The sequence below is a fragment of the Neobacillus terrisolis genome (assembly GCF_051233475.1).
In the GTDB taxonomy this organism is placed as follows: Bacteria; Bacillota; Bacilli; order Bacillales; family Cytobacillaceae; genus Bacillus_BU.
In genome coordinates, this window is record NZ_JBKFGH010000011.1 from 41,868 (window position 1) to 65,293 (window position 23,426).

The following is a 23,426-nucleotide window of genomic DNA, read 5'->3' on the forward strand; positions in this document are numbered from 1 at the left end:
GTCGCCATGGGCGGTGATGGTACTGTTTATGAAGTTATCAATGGAATGGTGTCCTATCCTAATGCCGTTTTAGGTATTATTCCATGCGGTTCAGGGAATGACTTTGCTAGAGGATTTTCCATTCCAACGGATCCTCGATTAGCCCTAAACTTGATTATTAGGAACGCTAATAAACAACCTGAATATATTGGTGTAGGTAAAATCATTAAATCAGAAAAAGATGAGAGCAATCTTTGCTAATAATATAGGGGTTTGTCAGCAATTTAGCAAAAATGAAGCTTTTAGCTGTCTTTGTTAGCGTTTTCTGGGGAGGGCATTCAAGGTATAGAGACATGAAGGAGAAGTCAAGAGGAAGTGAAGGAGTTGAATTTCCGATGAATCCCGAAGATCGCCTTTTTTCAGCTTATTTGGATGAAATACACGAGATCACAATTCTTCTCCCCAAAACGTATCACCAAGGTGTTTCAAATCGTTTTTATCTTGAAGAAGGAAGTTTAATTCAAGAGTTAAAAATTAACGAGATGATTCCCCTTGGAACTAAAAATAAATATATTTGTACGGTTGAGTCTGAGGTTCTTATTGGCGAAGTTGCTTGGATTATTGACGAGTATGGTGGCAGAACGGATTTGCAAATAGGATCGGTCATTCGCACGAAAGAGTTTGATCAGCATTTTTATTATGAAGGTAATGATTTAGGTGTTACCTATTTTCCAGATAGGGTTATTTTCAAAATTTGGGCGCCAACCGCAACCGCAGTCAAAGTGAAATTAATCATGCCTCAGAAGGAAGCTTTTGAAGAGTTGATGATGAACCGAACGAAAAAAGGGGTTTGGTTCTTAGAGAAAAAAGGAGATTTTGAATTGTATTTCTATTCCTTTCTCCTATGCATAAACATGGAATGGCGAGAAGCGGTCGATCCCTATGCGGTTGCCGTTTCGGCAAATGGTGAAGTCGGCATCATTGTAGATTTAGAAAAAACACAGATGAACAAACGAGAACTTCCTCGATTAAATAGTCCAACAGATGCGATTATTTATGAAACCCATATTCGAGACTTTACGATCCACTCTTCAAGTGGAGTGGAGAAAAAAGGAACCTATCTCGGTGTTGCTGAAACAGATACCTATACCCCAAATGGGGAGTTAACTTGTTTATCCTATGTAAAGGATTTAGGCGTAACTCATATTGAATTTCTTCCCTTTAATGATTTTGAAGGCGTAAATGAATTAGCAAGCAACAAAGAATATAATTGGGGCTATAATCCGCATTATTTTAATGTTCCAGAAGGAAGTTATTCCAGTGACCCAAATGAACCCTATGCACGGATAAAAGAATTAAAAGGTATGATTGATGCGATCCATAAGCATGAATTAAGGGTCATTATGGATGTAGTTTATAATCATGTTTTTATCAGAGAAACCTCTTCATTTGAAAAAATTGTTCCCGGGTATTATTTCAGGCATGATCATCATGGTATGCCCTCAAATGGAACGGGTGTAGGTAACGATATTGCTTCAGAGCGATTAATGGTTCGGAAATTTATCATTGATTCTATAGCTTTTTGGATGAAAGAGTACCATATTGATGGATTTCGATTTGATTTAATGGGAATTATTGATATCGAAACGATGAATCAAGTTCGAAAAACAGTTGATGAGATGGATCCCACAGCGTTAATTATTGGTGAAGGCTGGGACTTAAACACTCCCATTCCAATTGAAGAGAAGGCCAATATTCGAAATCAAAGGAAGCTTCCTAGAATTGGTCAATTTAATGATTGGTTTCGTGACTCTATAAAGGGGAGTACGTTTAATCTATATGATCGCGGCTTTTGCTTTGGAAATGATCACTATTATGAAGCTGCCATGCAAGTGTTAGCAGGCAGTATCGGCATTGAAAAACAAAATCACGGGATATTTAATGAGCCCTATCAGTCCATCAATTATGTTGAATCCCATGATAACCATACGCTTTGGGATAAATTTTCTGTTTGCGATCAGGAATCTGAACCATTGATAAGACAAAGGCGGCATCGGCTTGCTACCGCGATGGTCTTGCTTAGTCAGGGCATACCGTTTCTTCATAGCGGCCAAGAGTTTTTTCGAACAAAAAAGGGAGTTGGCAATAGTTATCGATCACCTAATGAAATTAATTGGCTTGATTGGGATGAAAAAGCATCACATCCGAATAATGTTAACTATATAAAAGGTTTGATTGATATACGAAAATCACATCGAGCTTTCCGACTTCCTACAGCCAAGATAATTCGTGACCACATAGAATTTGTTCCAATTCCAAGGCCGACTATTGGATATTTTTTGAAGGAAGTCGGTCAATTTGGGTTATGGGATTCGATTTTGGTTTTAATTAATCCTTCTGTTCATCCAGTTAGTGTTGAACTACCTGATAAGGAGGAATGGTATATTTTAGCCAATGAAAAGCGTGCCAGTCATATCCCGTTTGGGGAAATTCAGGGAAACCACTATTTGATCGAGTCGATTAGTCTATCTGTTTTAGTTCAATAATCAGAAATAGAAAAAATTGTAAAGGGGCTTTTCGTTTCGAAGAGACTTGACGAAAAAAGTAAATAGAGGATAATATTATAAAGATGGCTATTGTTATTGGTATCAGTAGCTGTCTTTTTTTAGTACGATAATGGCATTCGTTATTTATAAATAATATTTTTGAGCATAGCGCCCAATCCTTTAAGAATAACAGCATTTGTGATTTAGATGATACAACTGGTTCTGTTTAGGATAAAAATGGGCGCTACCCTTTTTGCCGACAGATTATTTGATACATTGAGGGAAATTGCGAATTAAATGAAGGTGAACAACTTTGGAACATTTATTAGGACAAGAGTGGGAGATTGTTCCTGCAGGAGGGGCGACTGGAAAAGCCTTTTTTGCAAAATTTGAAGAACAAAAGCTTTTTCTGAAACGAAATTCTTCTCCGTTTCTTGCTGTACTATCTGCAGAAGGACTCGTTCCGAAGCTAGTATGGACGAAAAGACTTGAAAATGGTGATGTTATAACCGCCCAACAATGGCTTAATGGGCGAGAATTAACACCCGTTGAAATGAATGATGAGAAAGTAGCTAAATTGCTGAAGAAAATCCATCAATCAGAACCATTAAAGGCTATGTTAAGCAGGCTTGGAATAACCCCAGTAATGCCTGAACCCTTTTTGCAAATGGTTCAAAGTGGGTTGGACTATGATTTATTGCAAATTCCTTCTGTAAAAAAATCTGCAGAATTTTTGGCGCGGGAAGTTCGTCATCTAGAGTGTAAACAGTTTGTGGTCTGTCATGGCGATGTGAATCATAACAACTGGCTGCTAGGTGAAAACAACCAGTTGTACCTTATAGATTGGGATGGAGCGATGATCGGCGACCCGGCTATCGACTTAGGTCTATTACTATATTGGTATATCCCAGAAGCCGAATGGAAAGATTGGCTGGAACGATACGGCTTTATCGATACAGATGATTTAAAGTTAAGGATGAAGTGGTACGTTTTAGCTCATACCTTAGTTTCGATTCAATGGCACAAACAAAAAGCTCGTTTTCCGGAAATGAAAAGATGGATTGATTATTTGGATAAAATTCTTTAAGTAAGCTGATCGATTTCGTTTACCCAATTTGATAAACGTTGTTGATTGGAATCGATATGATCGTTAATATTCTTAGATTGAATTCCATTTTGACTGTAATAATAAATTTCTTGTAAAACTGTTTTGACATCATGATTGACATTGGTATTAACCATTAACGATTTGACTAATCGTTCCAATTGTTCATATTCGGACACTGAACCGCAGCAATCGGTTTGCTGGTTGCTAAGGATATCTTTTAATAAATTGACTTGATCTTGATCATTTAATGGCATCTGAATCTGTCCTTTCAAGGAGGAGTTCACTATTAATTTGTGAATTCCTTTTTTAGTTTATACATTTTGGCTAACGGTCTTTTTTTGCAAGGTTCTGTTATATTTGGCTGTTGATTTCCGCTCCAGGTGCTCCCTTTCCGCGGGGGAGTCCGGGAGCCTCCTCGGCGCCTTAGCGCCTGTGGGGTCTCCCGTGACACCTTCTCCCGCAGGAGTCTCGCACCTTCCGCTCCAATCAACAGCGTGCTTAAAATCAACATTGTTCTTTAACACAGCCTTTTGCAAAAAAATATCTAGTTGCATAAATGGGGTAGTTTTAGGAAAATCTTGCAACTAGCCTTTATGCATGCTATTGTTTGAACGTATATAAATTTAGGGGTGTAACAAATGAGATTACGAAATAAACCATGGGCAAACGATAAATTAGAACAATACCCTCAGTATGTCATAACATCTCCCGAATTATTAAAAGGTAAATGGAAGGACGTATTTGAGACTGAGCAGCCGCTTCATATTGAAATTGGAACGGGAAGAGGACGCTTTATAACAGAAATGGCAAAAGCCCATCCAAATATTAACTATCTTGGAATTGAACTGCAGCCGAGTGTCATTGTGACCGCACTTGACCGTTTAATTGAGGCAGAGCTTCCAAATATAAAGCTGTTAAGGGTAAATGCTGCTGATGTAACGGAATTCTTTGCTAAAGGAGAGGTAGAAAGAGTTTATTTAAATTTTTCTGATCCTTGGCCGAAAAAACGGCATGAAAAACGCCGTCTAACCTATAAAACCTTTTTAAAACAATATGAAGACATATTGATTGACCAAGGTGAAATACATTTTAAAACAGATAATCAGGGATTGTTTGAGTATTCCCTTACCAGCTTTTCCGACTACGGGCTATTGCTAAAATGGGTCAGTTTGGACCTCCATAATAGCGATTTCGAGGGAAATATCATGACAGAGTATGAAGAGAAATTTTCGAAAAAAGGCAATCGAATCTATCGGGCCGAGGTAAAATATCGATAAAAAAGGGGTTCCCAATATTTTTGGGCTCCCCTTTTTCTTTTTTTACAATTTGGTAATGGATAATAAAGTACCTGTTGTTGAATCCGCAATAAATTCATATTGTTCGCTGCTATCGGCATTCTTTTTGGAAATACCGCCCTTGTATACCATATATTTCAGCTGATCTTTCTCATAAGGTTCCGCTTTCATATGAATCCACGAACCACTAATGGGTCCTTGTTCTTTAAATAAATGTTTCACTTGTTCAAGGATTTTTTCTGGAGAGGAAGCCTGCCTTTCTTCATTTGTCAAAAAATAATAGGCAGCCAATCCTCCAGCCAGGCCTGAGCTTAAGCCAATGAAAAATGATTTCCAGTTCATATCCATAACCCCCGTTTGAAAATAATGCCTTCCCAAAGAGTAATTGGGTTTATCTTAACATCAATCATATCAAAAAGGATGATCGAAATCATTGTTTGCAAAAAATGATTTGTTCATGATTGCCGTTTATGCTATTGGTGGATTGAGGAGAAAATTTTCGGTAATATAAACATATATCTGTTTATATGAATACATACGACTCACCTAAAAGGAGTAAAAAAAATGAATGAACAGACGCTTAAACTTTTCCAAATTCTAACGGAATTGCCTGGAGCAGCCGGAAATGAACACGCAGTTCGTCAATTTATGAGGGAGCAAATAAGTAAATACACGGATGAAATTATTCAAGATAAACTCGGCAGTATTTTTGGTGTGAAAAGAGGAACGGAAACAGGGCCGAAGATTATGGTTGCGGGTCATATGGATGAAGTAGGTTTTATGGTTACAGCGATTACCAACAATGGGATGATCCGATTCCAGCCTTTAGGTGGTTGGTGGAGCCAAGTTTTATTAGCACAACGTGTGCAGATTATTACCAATAATGGTCCTGTTGTGGGCGTTATCGGGTCAATTCCGCCACATCTTTTAGATGAGTCCACCAGAAATAAACCGATGGAAATGACCAATATGCTAATCGATATTGGTGCAGATAACCGTGAGGATGCAATCAAGATTGGGATTAAACCAGGTCAACAAATTGTTCCGATTTGTCCTTTTACGCCGATGGCAAATAAGAAAAAGGTATTAGCAAAGGCTTGGGACAATCGTTATGGTTGCGGTTTAGCAATTGAGCTCTTGGAAGAATTAAAACAGGAAAGCCACCCTAATATCCTATATTCCGGAGCAACAGTTCAGGAGGAAGTAGGACTTAGAGGAGCGCAGACTGCCGCACATCTAATTAACCCCGATTTATTTTTTGCTCTTGATGCTAGTCCGGCTAACGACATGACGGGCGACAAAAAGGAATTTGGCCGCTTAGGTGAAGGGGTTTTATTACGGATTCTCGATCGCTCAATGGTAACTCACCGAGGCATGCGAGATTTCGTTCTTGATACAGCGGAATCGAACCACATTCCTTACCAATATTTTGTTTCACAAGGTGGAACAGATGCGGGGAAGGTTCATACAGAAAATGATGGAATCCCAAGTGCTGTAATTGGTATTTGCTCGCGCTATATTCATACCCATGCTTCAATCATTCATGTCGATGACTATGCTGCTGCAAAAGAATTACTCGTAAAACTTGTAAAATCATGTGATCAATCGACAGTAGATTTTATTCGAAATAATTATTAAAAGCTGAGGAGGCAGATACTGCTGCCTCTTTTTTAGCTTTATAAAGGAGATTAGGTTCAGCCGTAAAATATGAGAATAATAATTGGTTCGAAAAATCCAGTGAAGATTCAAGCGGTCAAACAAATTTTTAGCTTTGATGATCATGAGTTTATAGCAGTGGATGTATCATCCGGAGTCAGTGAACAGCCCTTTTCGGACGAGGAGACGATTAAGGGGGCTGTTAATCGGGCCACAGAAGCTTTACTGCAAGGAAAAGGTCATATCGGAATCGGACTTGAAGGAGGCGTGCAGGATACTTCATTTGGCCTGTTTTTATGTAATTGGGGTGAGCTTGTGACAGGCGACAGTCAGCCGATTATTGCAGGTGGAGCAAGAATTTTACTTCCTGACGATATTGCTGCTCGGTTAAAGTCAGGTGAAGAGCTTGGTCCCGTTATGGATGATTATACTAAAAAGCAAAATATCAGGAAAAATGAAGGGGCGATAGGAGTATTTACCAATGGAGTGATTGATCGGGCTGAAATGTTTTCCCATGTTACAAAGCTGCTATTAGGTCAGTATCAGTACCGATTAAAGGATAAATTTCGATAAAAATGTATATTTTTTGACAAAATTCTATTGCACCCCCAAAAAAACAGAACAGCACCTTGTCATTACATTATTTTTAAAGTTATGATATAAAAGTTAAAACCTGTATTGGCAAGGAGGAAAAAAAATGACAAGACTCTTAAAAGGAGCCTTGCTTTTAATGGTTTCTGTTCTTCTTCTCAGCGCATGTTCAGCAAATGTAAAGGAAGAACGACAAGCTACAAATGACAAAGTTGTGGAAGCGTTTAAAAATGCTTCTAAAAAGGCTAACAACAAGAACAAGGATATCCATTTTTATTTGCCTTTCGGTTATGAAATTAAAGAAAAGTCACAAAATAATATTTTGTTAAAAAACGGTTCAAAAACCTATATTCTTTTTTACAATCCCCAAGAAGGTCCAGATAGTCAAGTTGTTTATCAAGCTGCGATAAACAATAAAAAATATGATTATAAGAAAACCTTTAAAAAAGATGGGAAATTTGCTTATTTATTAATAAAAGAGTTAGATGAAGAAAAGCAAGAAGTGACGGTTGGAATTGGTGGAGTTAAGATGACGACTGAAGTGAAAACGAAAAGTATGAAATCGGATGCAGAGACGATGATGTATATCGTAAATTCTGTTAAAAAAGTTGAACCGAAAGCTAAGCAATAATTTTGTATGATCCATATAATAGTCATACCATGGTCCTTTAAGGCTGTGGTATTTTTTTATTGCTGCTAAGCCTAAAAGAATCGTCAGAGTAGACTCTTTGATTAGCTTACTGATATGATCGTATAATAAAGTTAAATAACCTATCTTTTGGGAACATAATTTAGAGGTGAGGACTATGAAAAAATTAGAAACATATGAGCAATTTAGTGAACTACGTGATAACGGAAAACACATATTTTTATTTTCTGCTGACTGGTGTAAGGATTGTCGAGAGATCGAGCCGATCTTACCAGAAATTGAAGCTAAATTCTCAGATTATACTTTCATTTATATCGACCGAGATCAATTTATTGACCTTTGTATAGAATTAGATGTATTTGGAATTCCAAGCTTTATTGCCTACCATGATGGCCATGAGCTCGGCCGATTTGTTAGTAAAGACAGAAAAACTCAAGAGGAAATCGAAAATTTTATTAATGGACTAAAATAATATGATGGATACAAAAAAGATCAAAAAAGAACTGGAGAAACGTTTAAAGCACCCTAGCCGGACGTTTATTTTTGACCGTGAAAAAGATCAACTTCGGATTGAAAATATTCGCACAGGTAAAGGAATCTCAGTATCGCTTCCCGGCATTATGGCAAAGTGGAACGAGCAGAAGGAACAGGCGATTGATGAGGTCGTCTACTTTGTTGAAGAGGGCTTGTCAGCGATGGAAGATTCCGTAACCTTAACAGGGAATGAGAATAAGATTTTCCCTGTTATCCGTTCGACATCTTTTCCAACTCAGGCAAATGAATCGGTACGGTTTGTGATTGAAGACCATACAGCCGAAACAAGGATTTATTATGCGTTAGATCTAGGAAATTCCTATCGTCTTATTGATGAAAGTCTGCTTCAAGAGGATTGGACAGTGGAGCGGATTCGAGAAACAGCATTATTTAATGTCAGAGCCCTACCAATAAGCTTGAAGGAAGACGAGGTTGCCGGAAACAAATATTATTTTCTGAGATCAAATGATGGTTATGATGCCAGCAGAATATTAAATCAAGCCTTTTTAAAAGAAATGTCCGAAAAAATATCCGGTACCATGGCTGTGGCTGTTCCACATCAGGATGTCCTGATTATAGCTGATCTGCAAAATGAAGCAGGTTATGATATATTAGCTCAAATGACAATGAGTTTCTTTGCAAGTGGCCGAGTGCCGATAACCGCTTTATCCTTCCTTTATGAAAATAACGAGCTGGAACCAATTTTTATTTTAGGGAAAAATAAACGAAAATAATAAAAAGGATCACTGGGGTGGTCCTTTTTATATTGAATACCTAATAATTTATTCACTGATTATATCTCGTATTTTTTCGATTACCTGTTAAAATAAATATGTTACTTTGAGTCAGAAAGAGTTGATCAACAGTGGAATGGTTTAAAAAAATTATTCGAGTTTTTAAAGAAGACTCAGTCGAGGCTGAGGATTTAATAGAACATAAACATCCGGGATTAAACAGTGGAACAAAGAATCACGACAGTTCGAGGGATATGAACGCAAAAATTGCTTATCAATATCCGAGAGAGTCATTAACACGATTTGGAAATCAACCTATAGTAAATCAAAGGGTTGATCGCCCAAAAAGGAAGTATGCACTTCAACCTGAACCTACTGAATTAACGGAGAGAGAAAACGAAAAAGATACTGCCCGTAAGCAATCTCCGAGGCTTAGGCATACTAGACAAGAAGAAATCATTCCAGATATTCAAACTATCGCCTTACCAGAAAAAGAAAAACCAAAAAAGGAAAAAATACGTCATGGCCCGTTTCGTCCGACTGAAATTCCTTCGCCGATATACGGATATGATAGGCCGCGACAAACAAAGGTTATTGAACACGAATTAACCGGATTTATCCCGGAACTAGAGTCAAATATAATGGATGAGGCAGCCGTTACTCTCGAAAAAGAGGATATTCTGGAAACGAAACAGTTAAATCCCAATGAACCTGATTTGGCAGAGGATACAAACGAATTAAATGAAAGTAATCACCCACTTTCACAAGCATTAGAAGAAATTCTCTTAGAGGAAGCTAATTCCCTAACTAAGGAAGATCGACAAAATGCCGAGATTGTCAATGTCCGTTACGAACCGATTCAGATGGAAGGATATTCAACTGAACCGATTCAAATGGAAGGACATTCAACCGAACCGATAGATGTTCAGAATACAACTTCAATCGAACAAACAGACGAAAAAGAGTCTCAAGAATTTATCGAAAAGGAAAATGTTCTAGAAAAACAGAGTGAGCGGCAGCCGAGCAGATCGCATATTCCTTTCAATGTTTTAATGCTTAAACAAGATCGTGAAAAATTGAATCAGGTTTTCAATCGCTCCATTGAATCTAAAAAACCAGAAGAAAAAGAATCAGCGAAGCCCGTTCATACAATAGAATTGGATCCACCTCACCGAGAAATTATGCAGGATGAAGAAGCGGTGAACTATTTATTTCCTTCGGACCAGCTTTTGATGCCACCCGTCATTCAAGAAGAGAATGGAGAATGGCTAGAAGCACAGGAAGAATTGTTAAATCAAACTCTTGCAAATTTCAATGTAGGTGCCAAGGTAGTCAATGTGACACAAGGTCCTGCGGTAACAAGATTTGAGGTTCAGCCAGATCCCGGTGTAAAGGTAAATAAAATTACCAATTTACAGGATGATATCAAACTAAGTTTGGCAGCTAAGGATATCCGAATTGAAGCACCGATTCCTGGGAAGCACACGATTGGGATTGAAGTGCCAAACCATTCAAGCCGCCCAGTGCTAATTAGTGAAATATTAACAAGTCCTGAGTTTAGAAACAGTCGATCTCCGTTAACCGCGGCACTTGGACTTGATATTTCAGGAAAACCAGTGGTTACCGATCTTCGGAAAATGCCGCATGGTTTGATTGCTGGTGCAACAGGATCAGGGAAAAGTGTTTGTATCAATTCAATCTTAACCAGTCTTTTATACAAAGCCAATCCTAATGAGGTGAAGCTCGTATTAATTGATCCTAAAATGGTCGAATTGGCCCCGTATAATCATATTCCGCATCTTGTTAGCCCTGTGATCACCGATGTGAAGGCGGCAACGGCTGCTTTGAAATGGGCGGTTGAGGAGATGGAACGACGGTATGAGTTATTTGCACATACTGGGGTTAGGGAAATATCTCGCTTTAATGATCTAGCAGAAAGTGCAAAGCGCTATTCTGAAAAGCTTCCGTACATTCTTATTATCATTGATGAATTGGCTGACTTAATGATGGTCTCACCTGCAGATGTAGAAGAGGCTGTTTGTCGGATAGCCCAGAAAGCACGGGCTTGTGGGATCCATTTAATTATTGCGACGCAAAGACCGTCTGTTGATGTTATTACTGGGTTAATTAAGGCAAATGTCCCAACTCGTATCGCGTTTTCCGTGTCATCTCAGATCGATTCAAGAACGATTATTGATATAAGCGGTGCAGAAAAATTACTTGGACGTGGGGATATGCTTTTCCTTGAGAATGGAACCTCTAAGCCTGTAAGACTCCAAGGAACGTTTATTTCTGATACCGAAATTGACAAAGTGGTGGAACACGTTCGAGGCCAAGGGGAACCGGAATATTTATTTGAACAGTCCGAACTCATCAAAAAAGCTCAAGTAAATGAGGAAGAAGACGAACTATTTAGCGAAGCATGTGAGTTCATCGTGGATCAAGGTACCGCATCAACCTCGAGCCTGCAACGCCGTTTTAAAATTGGCTATAATCGTGCTGCACGATTAATTGATTTGATGGAACAAAACGGATTTATCTCTGAAGCAAGAGGCAGCAAGCCACGTGATGTGCTGATTACTGAAAATGAACTTGACTCATTGAATAGTAGTAGTAAAATAAACTAATGCAAGGTTTTCTAAACAGTTATAGTAGACAGTGAAATTTTTGTTTCTGGATTATGGTATAATGTTTTAATATGATAACGCTGTGACGTAATAAAAATGAGCAAAATGGAAACATTCTCATATAATGTGTTACAGATAGACGTTTGTTGGAGGTTCTTTAGATGACTATTTACCATTTCGTAGGTATTAAGGGGTCCGGAATGAGTGCTCTTGCACAAGTTCTTCACGATATGAAATTTGAGGTTCAAGGCTCCGATGTCGAAAAGCGCTTTTTTACTCAACAGGCCCTAGAGCACGCTGGAATAAAGATCCTTCCGTTTCAAAAGGAGAATATTCAGCCGGGAATGACGGTCATTGCTGGGAATGCATTTCCTGATACACATGAGGAAATCGAAGAAGCAAGAAGTAAGGGTCTCCCAATTGTTCGCTATCACCGTTTTTTAGGTGATTTTATGCAGAGATTTACGAGCATTGCGATAACAGGTGCACATGGGAAAACATCGACAACAGGTCTGTTGGCTCATGTTATTCAAGGTGCGAAGCCAACATCGTATTTGATAGGGGACGGGACCGGAAAAGGCGATGCCGATGCAGAATACTTTGTGTTTGAGGCATGCGAATATAGACGTCATTTCTTATCGTATTTTCCTGATTATGCAATCATGACAAATATCGATTTTGATCATCCTGATTATTTCGCCAATATTGATGATGTTTTTTCTGCGTTTCAAGAGATGGCTTGGCAAGTAAAGAAGGGAATTATTGCTTGCGGGGATGATCGGAATTTACAAAAGATTCAAGCGAAGGTTCCTGTGCTATTTTATGGATTTGGTGATGACAATGATTACCAAGCGAGAAATATTACGAAATCACCTGAAGGAACTACCTTTGAGGTTTTTGTCCGCAATACTTTCTTTGATACATTTACTATTCCTACTTTTGGGGATCATAATGTGTTAAACTCGCTTGCTGTCATTGCTATGTGCCATTATGAGGGAATGGATATAAACATTATAAAAGAACAATTATTGACCTTTACTGGGGTTAAACGAAGATTTTCTGAAAAAAGCATTGGTTCGCAAATGATTATTGATGATTACGCCCACCATCCAACGGAAATTAAGGCAACACTTGATGCCGCAAACCAGAAATACCCTGATCGGGATATTGTTGCTGTTTTTCAGCCACATACTTTCTCAAGAACACAAACCTTCTTGGATGAATTTGCTCAAAGCTTAAATCTAGCCGATAAGGTTTACTTGTGTGATATATTTGGTTCCGCACGTGAAAATCATGGGAAACTAACGATTGAGGATTTGCAAGCAAAAATCCCCGGTGCTGAGCTGTTAAACGAGAAGGAAACCAATCTGTTGAGAAAGCATGAAAATAGTGTCATTATTTTCATGGGTGCGGGAGATATTCAAAAGTTTCAAGAGGCATACGAAAAAGAATTAGCTTCATTGTAAAAATTAAAATGATGCCGTTTTATTCAAAACGGCATCATTTTTCATGTTTTAGGAAATTATAGAATTCAAAGCTGTGGATAACTATTGCACAGTTAGACTCGTCCAGCTCCAGCGCCCAGCTCCTAGTGGACTTCGCCCACCTCCCTACGTTAAGTCAACATCGAATCGCTATCGCGCTTCGTGTTTCCTTTATCTCAGTCGATGTGCTCCAGTCCTGTCGTGAGCTACCCGGGCGCTTGCGCTTTTGTTCCTTTTAAGTGGTTACTTTAGATTCTCAGGGTTTAACGCTTCAAGTTCAGGTAAAACAAAGCATCCATCTTTACGAATTAATACATCATCAAAATATATTTCTCCGCCTCCATAATCAGGACGTTGGATGTTGACCATATCCCAATGAATATCTGAGTGGTTCCCGTTATAGGCTTCGTCATAGCATTGTCCAGGAGTGAAATGGAAGCTTCCGTCTATTTTTTCATCAAATAATATATCTTGCATTGGATGTAAAATATATGGGTTAATGCCGATAGCAAATTCACCAACATATCTAGCACCCTCGTCAGTGTCAAATATTCGATTAATTCGCTCCGTATCATTCGCTTCTGCATGAATGATTTTTCCGTTTTCAAAGGTTAGTTTAACATTTTCAAATGTAAATCCCTGATAAGGAGACGGGGTGTTATAAGTAATCACTCCATTCACAGAATCGCGAACAGGCGCAGTGTAAACCTCTCCATCTGGAATGTTCATTTGTCCAGAACACTTAATGGCAGGAATGTCTTTAATAGAAAAAGATAAATCTGTTCCAGGACCAGTTAACCGGACCTTATCCGTTTTATTCATTAAGGCAACCAGGTTATCCATGGCCTTGTCCATTTTTCCATAATCAAGATTACATACATCAAAATAGAAATCTTCAAAAGCCTCGGTGCTCATTTTAGCCAGCTGTGCCATTGACGAATTTGGGTAGCGCAACACAACCCATTTTGTTTTTGGCACCCGGATATCTCTATGTACTTTTTTACCGATTGTTTTACCATGAATCTTCATCTTTTCGTCAGGCACATCTGCATGTTCATTAATATTGTCTCCTGAGCGTAAGCCGATATAGGCATCCATTTGACTCATGACATTGGCTTCATAATCAGCCATTAAGTTGAAATGCTCTTCCTGTGCCCCTAATAAAAGAGAGCGATCAACCTGTTGATCCTTTAATAACACAAATGGGTACCCACCAGCATTATAAGCAGCCTTAACAAGTTCAACAACTAGTTCACGCTGTAGGCCAAAGTTTTCTATTAGCACCTTCTCTCCTTTTTGAAGACGAACAGAATAGTTAATTAAATTATTGGCCAGTTTAGCGACTCTTGGGTCCTTCATCAATATTCCTCCTCACTTTTTTCACTATGCCTTTTTATTGTAACCTAATTCGATGAATTTGTTGAATTAGACCCATTTGCATACAAATATTCATAATTATCGTGTGTCGAATGAAGGAGTTTCTCAAATGTTTATTGAAATTAGTATCGAAGGGTTTATTCCCGCCCGTGTGGGTAAAACATAGTTGTAGAACAACGGAGGTGCAGAAAGTGATTAATATCCTTTATTTTAGTGTGGCCCTAATTGCCATTTCATTTTTAATTTTAGTCATTTACTTATCAAAGACATTTAAAACATTACAAGTCACCCTTGATAGTGTTTCAAAAACATTAAATGGCCTTGAAAAACAAATTGATGGAGTAATGAGTGAAACAACCGATTTGTTAAAAAAAACGAATGCATTAGCGGATGACATACAAGAAAAAGCAGAAAGTCTTAACAGTGTGGTAACTGCAGTAAAAGATGTAGGGGGTTCCTTTCAAAAATTTAATCATACACTTCAAAACGTGACGAACACTGTTAATCGGAGCTATGAACAAAATCAAGAAAAAATATCGCAAATTGTGCAGTGGAGTAATGTTTTCATTGAACTAAAGGAAAAATGGAAAAACAAAAAACAACAAAAACAGGAATTAGAAATTAAGCCAGTTGAAAAAAGACATCGTGAGAGAGGTTAATAAATATTGTTAAGGGAGGAACAAATGATGGGTACTCATTTGAATGAAAATAATGAAAAAACAGGAACAAAAGAGTTTTTGCTCGGTGCCATTGTTGGTGGTGTAATTGGTGCTGTTACTGCTTTATGGCTTTCTCCAAAATCGGGTACCGCCCTTCGTGAATCAGTAAATGATCAAACGGCAGTTCTAAAGGAGAAAGCTGGTTCATTGCAAGTAAAGGTTTCTGACCTCGCCCAAAAAACAAAGGAAAAAACCAGTTCATTAACTCAATCTATTACTCAACAATCTTCCGAAGCTATTTCAAAAATTAGAGGAAAGAATACTGAAGAAGCAGGGGACAATACCGAAGCAATTCCGGCAGAGACCCCTTTAACAAACAATTTGAATTCAATCGAACAAATGTTAGCTGAAACGAAAAAAGCATTTGATGAGACAGAGAAAAAACTCAATCGTTAAATTTGCAGATTCGTTACGAAAAGTGATAAGATTACAGAAATTAAGCGAGAAAACCTTTCAAAAATCAAGGTTGATCGCTTTTTTCAATAGAAATTCAATTAATTTGGTTATTCCAAGGAGGTATTGAATTGCATAAGATAGATTCAGAAGAACAATTTAATCAATTAATTCAGTCCGGGGAAGCATTTTCGTTTTTAAAACATAGCGTTACATGTCCGATTAGCCAAGCGGCCTATGAGGAGTATATTAAATTCGCAGAGGATTTTCCGGATCATAATTGCTATTATTTAACCGTACAGGATTCACGTCCATTATCCAATTATATCGCCGAGCAATTTCAAGTGAAGCATGAATCTCCTCAAGCCTTCTTATTTAAAAGCAATAAGGTTTTATGGCACGCATCACATTGGAAAATAACTTATGATTCACTAAAAAAGTCCCGGGAAGAAAATTTGTAAAACATCCAGCTTAGGATGTTTTTTTTTAGAAATAAATACTAAAATTGCTTTACCGTTCAAAATACTTTAATGCTTAAAAGCTTAAAAGCGTTTAATCGTTAAAGTTTTTCGTGACAATATGAGCATTATCAGATATAATTATCCCTAATTAAAATATTTAAATATTTTGTGATGACGAAATTTACAGAATTAATTCAACTGAAATTACAACCTGGAGGTTAAAAAAATGAGTAATCAAGGACTTGACCAATTGCGAAACCGTGTGGATGAATTAAATTTACAGCTGCTTGCCCTTATTAATGAAAGAGCTAGACTGGTACAGGAGATCGGCCGAGTTAAAGAAACACAAGGTGTTAACCGCTATGATCCAGTTCGTGAACGGAAAATGCTCGACTTAATTAAAGAAAATAACGATGGACCATTTGAAAACTCTACAATTGAACATATGTTTAAGCAAATTTTTAAAGCAGGGCTTGAACTGCAGGAAGATGATCATCGCAAGGCTCTATTAGTTTCACGTAAGAAGAAACCAGAAAATACAATCGTGGACGTGAAAGGGGTAAAAATCGGTGATGGCACTCCTCACTTTGTCTTTGGACCTTGCTCAGTTGAATCTTATGAGCAGGTAGCTGCAGTAGCTGCTGCTGTAAAAGAAAAAGGCTTTAAGCTTTTACGTGGCGGCGCATACAAACCTAGAACTTCTCCATACGATTTCCAAGGACTTGGTTTGGAAGGATTAAAAATCTTAAAACGTGTTAGTGATGAATTTGGATTAGCGGTTATTAGTGAAATTGTCAGCCCGGCTGACGTTGAGACGGCACTGGATTATATTGATGTCATTCAAATCGGGGCTCGCAATATGCAAAACTTCGAGCTGTTAAAGGCTGTTGGGGCAGTGAAAAAACCAGTATTATTAAAACGTGGTCTTGCTGCTACAATTGAAGAATTCATTAATGCAGCTGAGTACATTATGTCACAAGGTAATGATCAAATCATCCTATGTGAACGTGGAATCCGTACTTACGAAAAAGCTACAAGAAATACTTTAGACATTTCAGCAGTTCCAATCTTAAAACAAGAAACTCATTTACCGGTTATGGTGGATGTAACACATTCAACCGGCAGAAAAGATCTACTATTACCATGTGCAAAAGCAGCATTAGCAATTGGTGCAGACGGTGTTATGGCCGAAGTTCATCCAGACCCAGCTGTTGCTCTATCCGATTCGGCTCAGCAAATGGATTTAAAACAATTTGATGCTTTCCTTGAGGGGTTAAAGGATACACCATTTGTTCGTTTGTAAGTTTCGTTATCATAAAAGTAGGAACCTTCTGCTATCCGCAGGAGGTTTTTTTCTGGTATATTTTTTCAATTCCGAACGTTTTTGTTGAAATTTAGACAAATTCTTTAAAAATACATATCAGGTCATTGCGGCAATTGGTGCTGTATCGTATGATTAAATACATAATTAAACAAGTTTACTATCTCACATACTTAAGAAAAAGGTTTAATCAAGGATAACTTGCTGTAAACTAATAAGAATAAAAATGATTTGTGGGCATAATTGAAGGAGTGGGTGTCTTGAATATTACCATTTATGATGTGGCCAGAGAAGCCAATGTTTCTATGGCAACCGTTTCTAGGGTTGTCAATGGAAATCCAAATGTCAAACCAGCAACAAGAAAGAAAGTATTAGAAGTAATTGAACGATTAGGGTACCGTCCAAATGCTGTAGCTCGAGGGTTGGCCAGCAAAAAAACAACAACTGTCGGCGTTATTATTCCCGATATTTCCAGTACGTTTTTTGCGGATTTAACCCGAGGGATTGAGGATATTGCTACGATGTATAAGTACAATATCATTTTAAGTAATTCAGACCAAAACAAGGATAAAGAACTGCACTTGTTAAATACAATGCTTGGTAAACAAGTAGATGGTATTGTTTTTATGTCTGGCAATATTACACAAGGACATGTTGAGGAATTTGAAAAATCCCCAGTGCCGATTGTTTTAGCCGGATCAATTGAAGAAACTGAAAAAATTCCGTCCGTTAACATCGATTATGAACAAGCTGCTTACGATGTAACGAAGGCATTTATTGACAAAGGTCATAAGCATGTCGCATTTGTGATTGGTCCTCTTCATGAACCAATCAATAGCGTGAAGAAATTAGCAGGGTACAAGCGAGCGCTATCTGAGGCAGGGATTGAATTTGTTGACGAGCTTCTTGTTGAAGGAGATGACACTTACGATTCTGGGATCGAGGCCTTTGAGAAATTAATGGAAGCGAGCCAGAAGCCAACAGCCATTTTTGTAGGTTCTGATGAAATGGCACTTGGTGTGGTTCACGGCGCAGAGGATAAAGGATTTTCAATCCCAGAGGATTTTGAAGTCATCAGCTCTGATAATACGCGATTAACCTTAATGGTTCGTCCACAATTAACAACAGTAGTACAGCCGCTTTATGATATTGGTGCTGTGGCGATGAGACTATTAACGAAGTTAATGAATCATGAAGAAATTAGCAATCAAATTGTTGTTCTTCCGCATCGAATTGAGGAACGGAATTCAACAAGAGCATAAAAAAAGCTGACACTCGTGTCAGCTTTTTTATATATTGGAAAAATGTTTTTACTTATTATTTAATGGTTTTTTGATTACGAATAGGGTAAAGGGCTTTTTCAACGGTTTGCGCATTTTTTTCAGTGATTTCACCTTTTCGTGGAATAGGCGGATACAAATCACTAGGATCGTCCCACTCTGTTGGCAAAGGAACAGGTGATTTTGACTGCCATTTCTCAACCCATTCGGCAGGTAAACTGCCGGAACAATTTGAGTTTTCTGTCATTTCTAACCAAATCAATGCCCAGGCCCGAGGGACTACCCGCCAAATATCGTAACCGCCTCCACCAACTGCTACCCATCTTCCATCACAGTACTGGTGGGCAATTTTGTGAGCAAGCTTTGGAATTTCCCGATAAATTTTCATAGTTGAAGACAAATGGGTGAGTGGATCCAAGTAGTGGGAATCCGCTCCGTTTTGCGTTAAGATTACATCGGGTTTGAAAAATTCTGCAACCTCTTGTAACGCGGTCGTATAAGCATTTAGCCAAGACTCATCCTCTGTAAATGCATCTAACGGAATATTGAATTTTGTACCATACCCTGTTCCTTGCCCGCGTTCATTTATACTTCCTGTCCCCGGGAATAAATAGCGTCCTGTCTCGTGGATTGAAAGTGTACAAACATTTGGATCATCGTAAAATGACCACTGAACTCCATCACCGTGATGGGCGTCCGTATCTACATATAGAACTCTAGCATTATACTTTTCTTGCATATACTTAATGGCAACAGAACTGTCATTATATATGCAAAAGCCTGAGGCTTTTCCGCGAAAACCATGATGAAGCCCACCGCCGAGGTTCAAGGCATGGCGTGCTTTCCCTGTCATTACATAATCGACTGCGGTTAAAGTCCCGCCTACTAAAAAGGCACTTGCATCATGCATATTTGAAAAAACAGGTGTATCCTCTGTACCTAGTCCATAATTTTCTGCAACATGCTCAGAGAGTTGACCGACACTGGCTAATTTTACTGCATTAATATAATTTGGATCATGGATAAGGAGGAGCTCTTCATCAGTTGCAATACGTGGCTGAACCATCTGCTCTTGATTAATGGCACCGAGTTTTTCTATTAAATCAAGTGTAGTTTCCAGACGCCGCTGATTAAAAGGATGGTGACTATTAAATTTGTATTTTAATAGATCGTTTGAAAAAACAAAAACGGAGTCGATCATGATGAAATCCCCGGTAGATTTGGCCAAAGAACGGTATGGCCTGCCTTTTTTAAGTCCTCTATGATATTCATCGGATTCATCGTCCGAAGTCGGATTACCAAATTCTTATAGTTTTCATCCTTTTTATCTGGATACACGAGAACACTTTGAATACTTGCATTACGCTTCTTTATAACAGCTGTAACATCACTTAGTACACCTGTCATATTCAGAACTCTTACCTCTATAACGGAACCAGGCTGATGTGCCCCGGTCAGCTCAACTAATGTTCTTAACAAGTCGGTTTCTGTTAAGATTCCGGCTAGCTTATTTTCTTTCACAATAGGCAGGCAGCTAATATGATGTTCATAAAATACGGCGGTAATTTCTTCAACAAAATCAAGGGGATGCCCCGTAATAATATTTGTTTGCATAATTGTATGTAGTGGCTTTTCTAAAATATCCCGATGTTCTTCCGCATAAAATATGGAAGGATTTGCATCACGAATGTCACGGTCCGTTACTAAACCAACTACATTTTGCTGTTCATTAATGATGGGAATATGACGGATATTTTTGCTTCCCATTAACTCAATTGCATCAGCAATGGTGTTCACGGTTGTTAATGTAGCTACATCTGTCTTCATTATTTCCTCAACTATCATGGATAGAACCCTCCTTTTTTCATTATTCAGAAATATTATTCTAAAAATACTATGCAAAAACAGCTGACTGAATTATAATGCAATCATATGAACAGATAGAGCCGAACTTGATTAATACATAAAGCGGTTCATAAATCTTAACCGATCAAATCGTTGGATCGAGTCTTGGTCAACCCGCTTGCCGATCTTAGCCATTAAGCAATTCGCTGGATGGGAACTGATTTCAGGGTCATCCGTGGCGTACCATTCGAGTCCGCCGGCATTCATCATTTTCTCCATAATTTTTCGATACTCCCAAACATTTAAACCGGTGCCCTTCAAGTCCCAATGCCAGTAATATTCAGTAGTAATTGTGATGTAATCTTCCATTGCATCATCCATCATCGACACCATCAAGATATGCTTTCCGACCGCGCAGCCTCGAAACTCTCGAATGACTTCGATAGCACCGAGCTCAATTAAGTTATCCATCTTTCCTTCCGACCACCTTTCAAGGGGATCTGGATAGAGGAAGGTTGCATATCCAATTATCGTATTTTGGTGACGGGCGATAATGATTCTGCCTTCAGGTAATCTAGCAATCTCCACCAAAGCTTTATGCTGCTCGCTCGGAGGACGGAAGGCGATTAAACCTTGATGAAAATCATATTCTGCAAGTTTTTCGGCAGAAACAGGACCCTCAATAACGACAATTCCTTCTAGTGTTTCTATTTCCTTTGCATAGTACGTTTTTTTATGCTCCATTTAGTCACCACCTAAATATATCAAAACCGTTCTTCATTCTATTATACATAAAATGGAGAACAATAAAGCGCTTTCAACTAATTTTCTACAGTGAAAAAAATAATTTTTAAAAAAAATTAAAAAAATACTTTAAATATTTTAAAAATTGTGAAAAAATAGATTTATCCAAAAGGGATACAAAGGAGGAATATGTTTAATGAAATTGGAAGCGCTGTCAGCAATTAAGGGGAACTTCAATTTGCAAAGCTACGAAGAAATGTACAAGCAGTTTGATTGGAAGGATACTGAGAAAGAGTTTACTTGGTTTGAAACCGGAAAAGTAAATATGGCACACGAAGCAATCGATCGCCATGCAGCGTCTTTCCGAAAAAACAAGGTTGCATTATACTATCGCGATGGTGCTCGAAAAGAGAAGTATACCTTTAAGGAAATGAAGGACCTGTCAAATAAAGCAGGAAATGTGCTTAAAGCATACGGTGAAGTCGTTAAAGGAGACCGTGTTTTCATTTTTATGCCGCGATCACCTGAACTTTATTTTACAGTGTTAGGCGCGATTAAATTAGGTGCTATAGTTGGTCCGCTTTTTGAAGCTTTCATGGAAGGTGCGGTTCGCGATCGTTTAGAGGACAGTGAAGCAAAGGTTCTAGTAACAACACCAGAATTATTAAATCGTGTACCAATTAATGAACTTCCTGCATTAAAACATATTTTCCTAGTAGGAGAAAACATCGAAGAAACTGAAAAATTAATAGATTTTAAGAAAAAGTTTGCTGAAGCTAGTAACAAGCTTGATATTGAGTGGGTAGACCGTACAGATGGCCTTATTCTTCATTATACATCCGGTTCAACAGGAAAGCCTAAAGGGGTTCTCCACGTTCATAACGCGATGATTCAACACTATCAAACTGCTAAATGGGTACTAGATTTACAAGAAGAGGATGTCTACTGGTGCACAGCCGATCCAGGTTGGGTAACGGGTACCTCTTATGGAATATTTGGTCCATGGTTAAATGGGGCTTCTAATGTCATCATAGGCGGAAGATTTAGTCCAGATGCATGGTACAGTATGATTGAAGAATATGGAGTAACCGTTTGGTACAGTGCCCCAACTGCATTCAGAATGTTGATGGGTGCTGGTGACGAAGTAGTAACCAAATATGATTTAAGCAGTCTGCGCCACATTCTGAGCGTTGGCGAGCCGCTAAATCCAGAGGTTGTAAGATGGGGAGCCAAGGTGTTTGATTTACGTATTCATGACACTTGGTGGATGACAGAAACGGGCGCGCAGCTTATTTGTAACTACCCTTGTATGGAAATTAAACCTGGTTCAATGGGTAAACCTATTCCAGGAGTACAAGCTGCGATTGTGGATGACCAAGGAAATGAGCTTCCACCATACCGCATGGGCAACTTAGCGATTAAAAAAGGCTGGCCATCGATGATGCACACCATCTGGAATAATCGTGAAAAATTTGAGTCCTATTTCATGCCGGGAGATTGGTATGTTTCCGGAGACTCTGCTTACATGGATGAAGAAGGATACTTCTGGTTCCAAGGCCGCGTCGATGATGTGATCATGACAGCTGGTGAGCGCGTTGGTCCGTTTGAGGTTGAAAGTAAGCTTGTTGAGCATCCAGCTGTAGCAGAGGCAGGCGTAATCGGAAAACCGGATCCGGTTCGCGGTGAGATTATTAAAGCCTTTATCGCATTACGTGAAGGATATCAGCCAAGCGATGAGCTGATTGAAGAGATTCGTCAATTTGTTAAAACCGGCTTAGCAGCACATGCTTCGCCTCGTGAAATTGAATTCCGTGATAAACTTCCAAAAACGCGAAGCGGTAAAATCATGCGCCGTGTTCTTAAAGCATGGGAACTCAATTTACCGACTGGTGATTTGTCAACAATGGAAGATTAAGAACAAAAGCGGAAGCGCCCGGGTAGCGCACGACAGGACTGGAGCACATCGACTGAGATAAAGGAAACACGAAGAGCGATAGCGATTCGATGTTGACTTATCGTAGGGAGGTGGGCGAAGTCCACTAGTCGTTAGGCGCTGGAGCTGGACGTGTCTTACGTATAAAAA

At 38.6% G+C, this 23,426-nt stretch carries 23 protein-coding genes; 17 read left to right on the forward strand and 6 right to left on the reverse strand.

Annotation, left to right across the window (positions count from 1 at the left end; translation table 11 throughout):
• Window positions 1-6: 6 nt before the first annotated feature.
• From ACI48O_RS07480 to ACI48O_RS07490, 3 genes are all read left to right on the forward strand, one after another.
• Entirely contained in the window at window positions 7-240 is a 234-nt protein-coding gene (locus tag ACI48O_RS07480) for an acylglycerol kinase family protein (protein ID WP_435561107.1), read from the forward strand.
• Between the two features lie 134 nt (window positions 241-374).
• Entirely contained in the window at window positions 375-2,525 is a 2,151-nt protein-coding gene (pulA, locus tag ACI48O_RS07485; RefSeq protein WP_435561108.1) for a type I pullulanase, read from the forward strand.
• Between the two features lie 313 nt (window positions 2,526-2,838).
• Entirely contained in the window at window positions 2,839-3,612 is a 774-nt protein-coding gene (locus ACI48O_RS07490; protein ID WP_435561109.1) for a phosphotransferase, read from the forward strand.
• Here ACI48O_RS07490 and ACI48O_RS07495 read toward each other — a convergent pair.
• Window positions 3,609-3,887, reverse strand: a complete 279-nt coding sequence (locus ACI48O_RS07495) for a YtzH-like family protein (RefSeq protein ID WP_435561110.1) — start codon at window positions 3,885-3,887, stop codon at window positions 3,609-3,611. The genes ACI48O_RS07490 and ACI48O_RS07495 overlap by 4 nt on opposite strands.
• Window positions 3,888-4,271: 384 nt before the next feature.
• Here ACI48O_RS07495 and trmB point away from each other — a divergent pair, with 384 nt between their 5' ends.
• Window positions 4,272-4,910 (forward strand): tRNA (guanosine(46)-N7)-methyltransferase TrmB, encoded by a 639-nt coding sequence (trmB, locus tag ACI48O_RS07500; RefSeq protein ID WP_435561111.1) that lies wholly within the window; start codon window positions 4,272-4,274, stop codon window positions 4,908-4,910.
• A 42-nt stretch (window positions 4,911-4,952) separates the two neighbouring features.
• Here the strand turns inward: trmB and ACI48O_RS07505 are convergent, their stop codons facing one another.
• Window positions 4,953-5,270, reverse strand: coding sequence for a hypothetical protein (locus ACI48O_RS07505; protein ID WP_435561112.1), 318 nt, complete (start codon window positions 5,268-5,270; stop codon window positions 4,953-4,955).
• Window positions 5,271-5,492: 222 nt separating this feature from the next.
• Between ACI48O_RS07505 and ACI48O_RS07510 the strand changes: the two genes are divergently transcribed.
• The 7 genes from ACI48O_RS07510 (at window position 5,493) to murC (ending at window position 13,185) form a co-directional block, all read left to right on the forward strand.
• Window positions 5,493-6,566: a M42 family metallopeptidase gene (locus tag ACI48O_RS07510; protein ID WP_435561113.1), complete on the forward strand. Its 1,074-nt coding sequence runs from the start codon at window positions 5,493-5,495 to the stop codon at window positions 6,564-6,566.
• Window positions 6,567-6,635: 69 nt separating this feature from the next.
• Entirely contained in the window at window positions 6,636-7,157 is a 522-nt protein-coding gene (locus tag ACI48O_RS07515; protein ID WP_435561114.1) for a DUF84 family protein, read from the forward strand.
• 124 nt (window positions 7,158-7,281) lie between these two features.
• A complete protein-coding gene (locus ACI48O_RS07520) occupies window positions 7,282-7,806 on the forward strand; it encodes a hypothetical protein (RefSeq protein WP_435561115.1) in 525 nt (174 codons plus the stop codon).
• A gap of 175 nt (window positions 7,807-7,981) precedes the next feature.
• Window positions 7,982-8,296 carry a thioredoxin family protein gene (locus tag ACI48O_RS07525; protein ID WP_435561116.1) on the forward strand — a complete coding sequence of 105 codons (315 nt, stop codon included), beginning with the start codon at window positions 7,982-7,984 and terminating at the stop codon, window positions 8,294-8,296.
• A 4-nt stretch (window positions 8,297-8,300) separates the two neighbouring features.
• Window positions 8,301-9,092 carry a DUF1444 domain-containing protein gene (locus ACI48O_RS07530; protein WP_435561332.1) on the forward strand — a complete coding sequence of 264 codons (792 nt, stop codon included), beginning with the start codon at window positions 8,301-8,303 and terminating at the stop codon, window positions 9,090-9,092.
• A gap of 131 nt (window positions 9,093-9,223) precedes the next feature.
• The gene (locus ACI48O_RS07535; protein ID WP_435561117.1) at window positions 9,224-11,719 is read left to right on the forward strand and encodes a DNA translocase FtsK; all 2,496 of its coding nucleotides are present in this window, start codon (window positions 9,224-9,226) and stop codon (window positions 11,717-11,719) included.
• 161 nt (window positions 11,720-11,880) lie between these two features.
• Window positions 11,881-13,185 (forward strand): UDP-N-acetylmuramate--L-alanine ligase, encoded by a 1,305-nt coding sequence (gene murC, locus ACI48O_RS07540; protein WP_435561118.1) that lies wholly within the window; start codon window positions 11,881-11,883, stop codon window positions 13,183-13,185.
• 261 nt (window positions 13,186-13,446) lie between these two features.
• On the opposite strand, the gene ACI48O_RS07545 is transcribed toward murC, so the two are convergent.
• Window positions 13,447-14,562: an aminopeptidase gene (locus tag ACI48O_RS07545; protein ID WP_435561119.1), complete on the reverse strand. Its 1,116-nt coding sequence runs from the start codon at window positions 14,560-14,562 to the stop codon at window positions 13,447-13,449.
• 209 nt (window positions 14,563-14,771) lie between these two features.
• On the opposite strand from ACI48O_RS07545, the gene ACI48O_RS07550 reads away from it, so the two are divergent.
• From ACI48O_RS07550 to ccpA, 5 genes are all read left to right on the forward strand, one after another.
• Entirely contained in the window at window positions 14,772-15,239 is a 468-nt protein-coding gene (locus ACI48O_RS07550) for a DUF948 domain-containing protein (protein ID WP_435561120.1), read from the forward strand.
• Window positions 15,240-15,263: 24 nt separating this feature from the next.
• Window positions 15,264-15,695 (forward strand): YtxH domain-containing protein, encoded by a 432-nt coding sequence (locus tag ACI48O_RS07555; protein WP_435561121.1) that lies wholly within the window; start codon window positions 15,264-15,266, stop codon window positions 15,693-15,695.
• Between the two features lie 128 nt (window positions 15,696-15,823).
• Window positions 15,824-16,153, forward strand: coding sequence for a bacillithiol system redox-active protein YtxJ (gene ytxJ / locus ACI48O_RS07560; protein WP_435561122.1), 330 nt, complete (start codon window positions 15,824-15,826; stop codon window positions 16,151-16,153).
• 226 nt (window positions 16,154-16,379) lie between these two features.
• Window positions 16,380-17,456 (forward strand): bifunctional 3-deoxy-7-phosphoheptulonate synthase/chorismate mutase, encoded by a 1,077-nt coding sequence (locus ACI48O_RS07565; RefSeq protein ID WP_435561123.1) that lies wholly within the window; start codon window positions 16,380-16,382, stop codon window positions 17,454-17,456.
• 278 nt (window positions 17,457-17,734) lie between these two features.
• Window positions 17,735-18,736 carry a catabolite control protein A gene (gene ccpA, locus ACI48O_RS07570; RefSeq protein ID WP_435561124.1) on the forward strand — a complete coding sequence of 334 codons (1,002 nt, stop codon included), beginning with the start codon at window positions 17,735-17,737 and terminating at the stop codon, window positions 18,734-18,736.
• 55 nt (window positions 18,737-18,791) lie between these two features.
• On the opposite strand, the gene ACI48O_RS07575 is transcribed toward ccpA, so the two are convergent.
• From ACI48O_RS07575 to ACI48O_RS07585, 3 genes are all read right to left on the reverse strand, one after another.
• Window positions 18,792-19,958: an acetoin utilization protein AcuC gene (locus tag ACI48O_RS07575; RefSeq protein ID WP_435561333.1), complete on the reverse strand. Its 1,167-nt coding sequence runs from the start codon at window positions 19,956-19,958 to the stop codon at window positions 18,792-18,794.
• Window positions 19,952-20,599 carry an acetoin utilization AcuB family protein gene (locus tag ACI48O_RS07580; RefSeq protein ID WP_435561125.1) on the reverse strand — a complete coding sequence of 216 codons (648 nt, stop codon included), beginning with the start codon at window positions 20,597-20,599 and terminating at the stop codon, window positions 19,952-19,954. The genes ACI48O_RS07575 and ACI48O_RS07580 overlap by 7 nt, the downstream gene beginning before the upstream one ends.
• A gap of 111 nt (window positions 20,600-20,710) precedes the next feature.
• The gene (locus tag ACI48O_RS07585) at window positions 20,711-21,343 is read right to left on the reverse strand and encodes a GNAT family N-acetyltransferase (protein WP_435561126.1); all 633 of its coding nucleotides are present in this window, start codon (window positions 21,341-21,343) and stop codon (window positions 20,711-20,713) included.
• 196 nt (window positions 21,344-21,539) lie between these two features.
• On the opposite strand from ACI48O_RS07585, the gene acsA reads away from it, so the two are divergent.
• On the forward strand, window positions 21,540-23,258 hold the full coding sequence (acsA, locus tag ACI48O_RS07590; protein WP_435561127.1) for an acetate--CoA ligase: 1,719 nt from the start codon (window positions 21,540-21,542) through the stop codon (window positions 23,256-23,258).
• Window positions 23,259-23,426 lie beyond the last annotated feature (168 nt).

Excerpts from the sequence above, each read along its gene's own strand:
- ACI48O_RS07530 (WP_435561332.1), top strand. The coding sequence starts at position 8,301 with ATGGATACAAAAAAGATCAAAAAAGAACTGGAGAAACGTTTAAAGCAC.
- ACI48O_RS07545 (WP_435561119.1), bottom strand. The coding sequence starts at position 14,562 with ATGAAGGACCCAAGAGTCGCTAAACTGGCCAATAATTTAATTAACTAT.
- ACI48O_RS07510 (WP_435561113.1), top strand. The coding sequence starts at position 5,493 with ATGAATGAACAGACGCTTAAACTTTTCCAAATTCTAACGGAATTGCCT.
- ACI48O_RS07495 (WP_435561110.1), bottom strand. The coding sequence starts at position 3,887 with ATGCCATTAAATGATCAAGATCAAGTCAATTTATTAAAAGATATCCTT.
- ACI48O_RS07525 (WP_435561116.1), top strand. The coding sequence starts at position 7,982 with ATGAAAAAATTAGAAACATATGAGCAATTTAGTGAACTACGTGATAAC.
- pulA (WP_435561108.1), top strand. The coding sequence starts at position 375 with ATGAATCCCGAAGATCGCCTTTTTTCAGCTTATTTGGATGAAATACAC.
- ACI48O_RS07515 (WP_435561114.1), top strand. The coding sequence starts at position 6,636 with ATGAGAATAATAATTGGTTCGAAAAATCCAGTGAAGATTCAAGCGGTC.
- ACI48O_RS07480 (WP_435561107.1), top strand. The coding sequence starts at position 7 with ATGGGCGGTGATGGTACTGTTTATGAAGTTATCAATGGAATGGTGTCC.
- ACI48O_RS07565 (WP_435561123.1), top strand. The coding sequence starts at position 16,380 with ATGAGTAATCAAGGACTTGACCAATTGCGAAACCGTGTGGATGAATTA.
- ACI48O_RS07520 (WP_435561115.1), top strand. The coding sequence starts at position 7,282 with ATGACAAGACTCTTAAAAGGAGCCTTGCTTTTAATGGTTTCTGTTCTT.
- ACI48O_RS07585 (WP_435561126.1), bottom strand. The coding sequence starts at position 21,343 with ATGGAGCATAAAAAAACGTACTATGCAAAGGAAATAGAAACACTAGAA.
- trmB (WP_435561111.1), top strand. The coding sequence starts at position 4,272 with ATGAGATTACGAAATAAACCATGGGCAAACGATAAATTAGAACAATAC.
- murC (WP_435561118.1), top strand. The coding sequence starts at position 11,881 with ATGACTATTTACCATTTCGTAGGTATTAAGGGGTCCGGAATGAGTGCT.
- ACI48O_RS07580 (WP_435561125.1), bottom strand. The coding sequence starts at position 20,599 with ATGATAGTTGAGGAAATAATGAAGACAGATGTAGCTACATTAACAACC.
- ACI48O_RS07555 (WP_435561121.1), top strand. The coding sequence starts at position 15,264 with ATGATGGGTACTCATTTGAATGAAAATAATGAAAAAACAGGAACAAAA.
- ACI48O_RS07505 (WP_435561112.1), bottom strand. The coding sequence starts at position 5,270 with ATGAACTGGAAATCATTTTTCATTGGCTTAAGCTCAGGCCTGGCTGGA.
- acsA (WP_435561127.1), top strand. The coding sequence starts at position 21,540 with ATGAAATTGGAAGCGCTGTCAGCAATTAAGGGGAACTTCAATTTGCAA.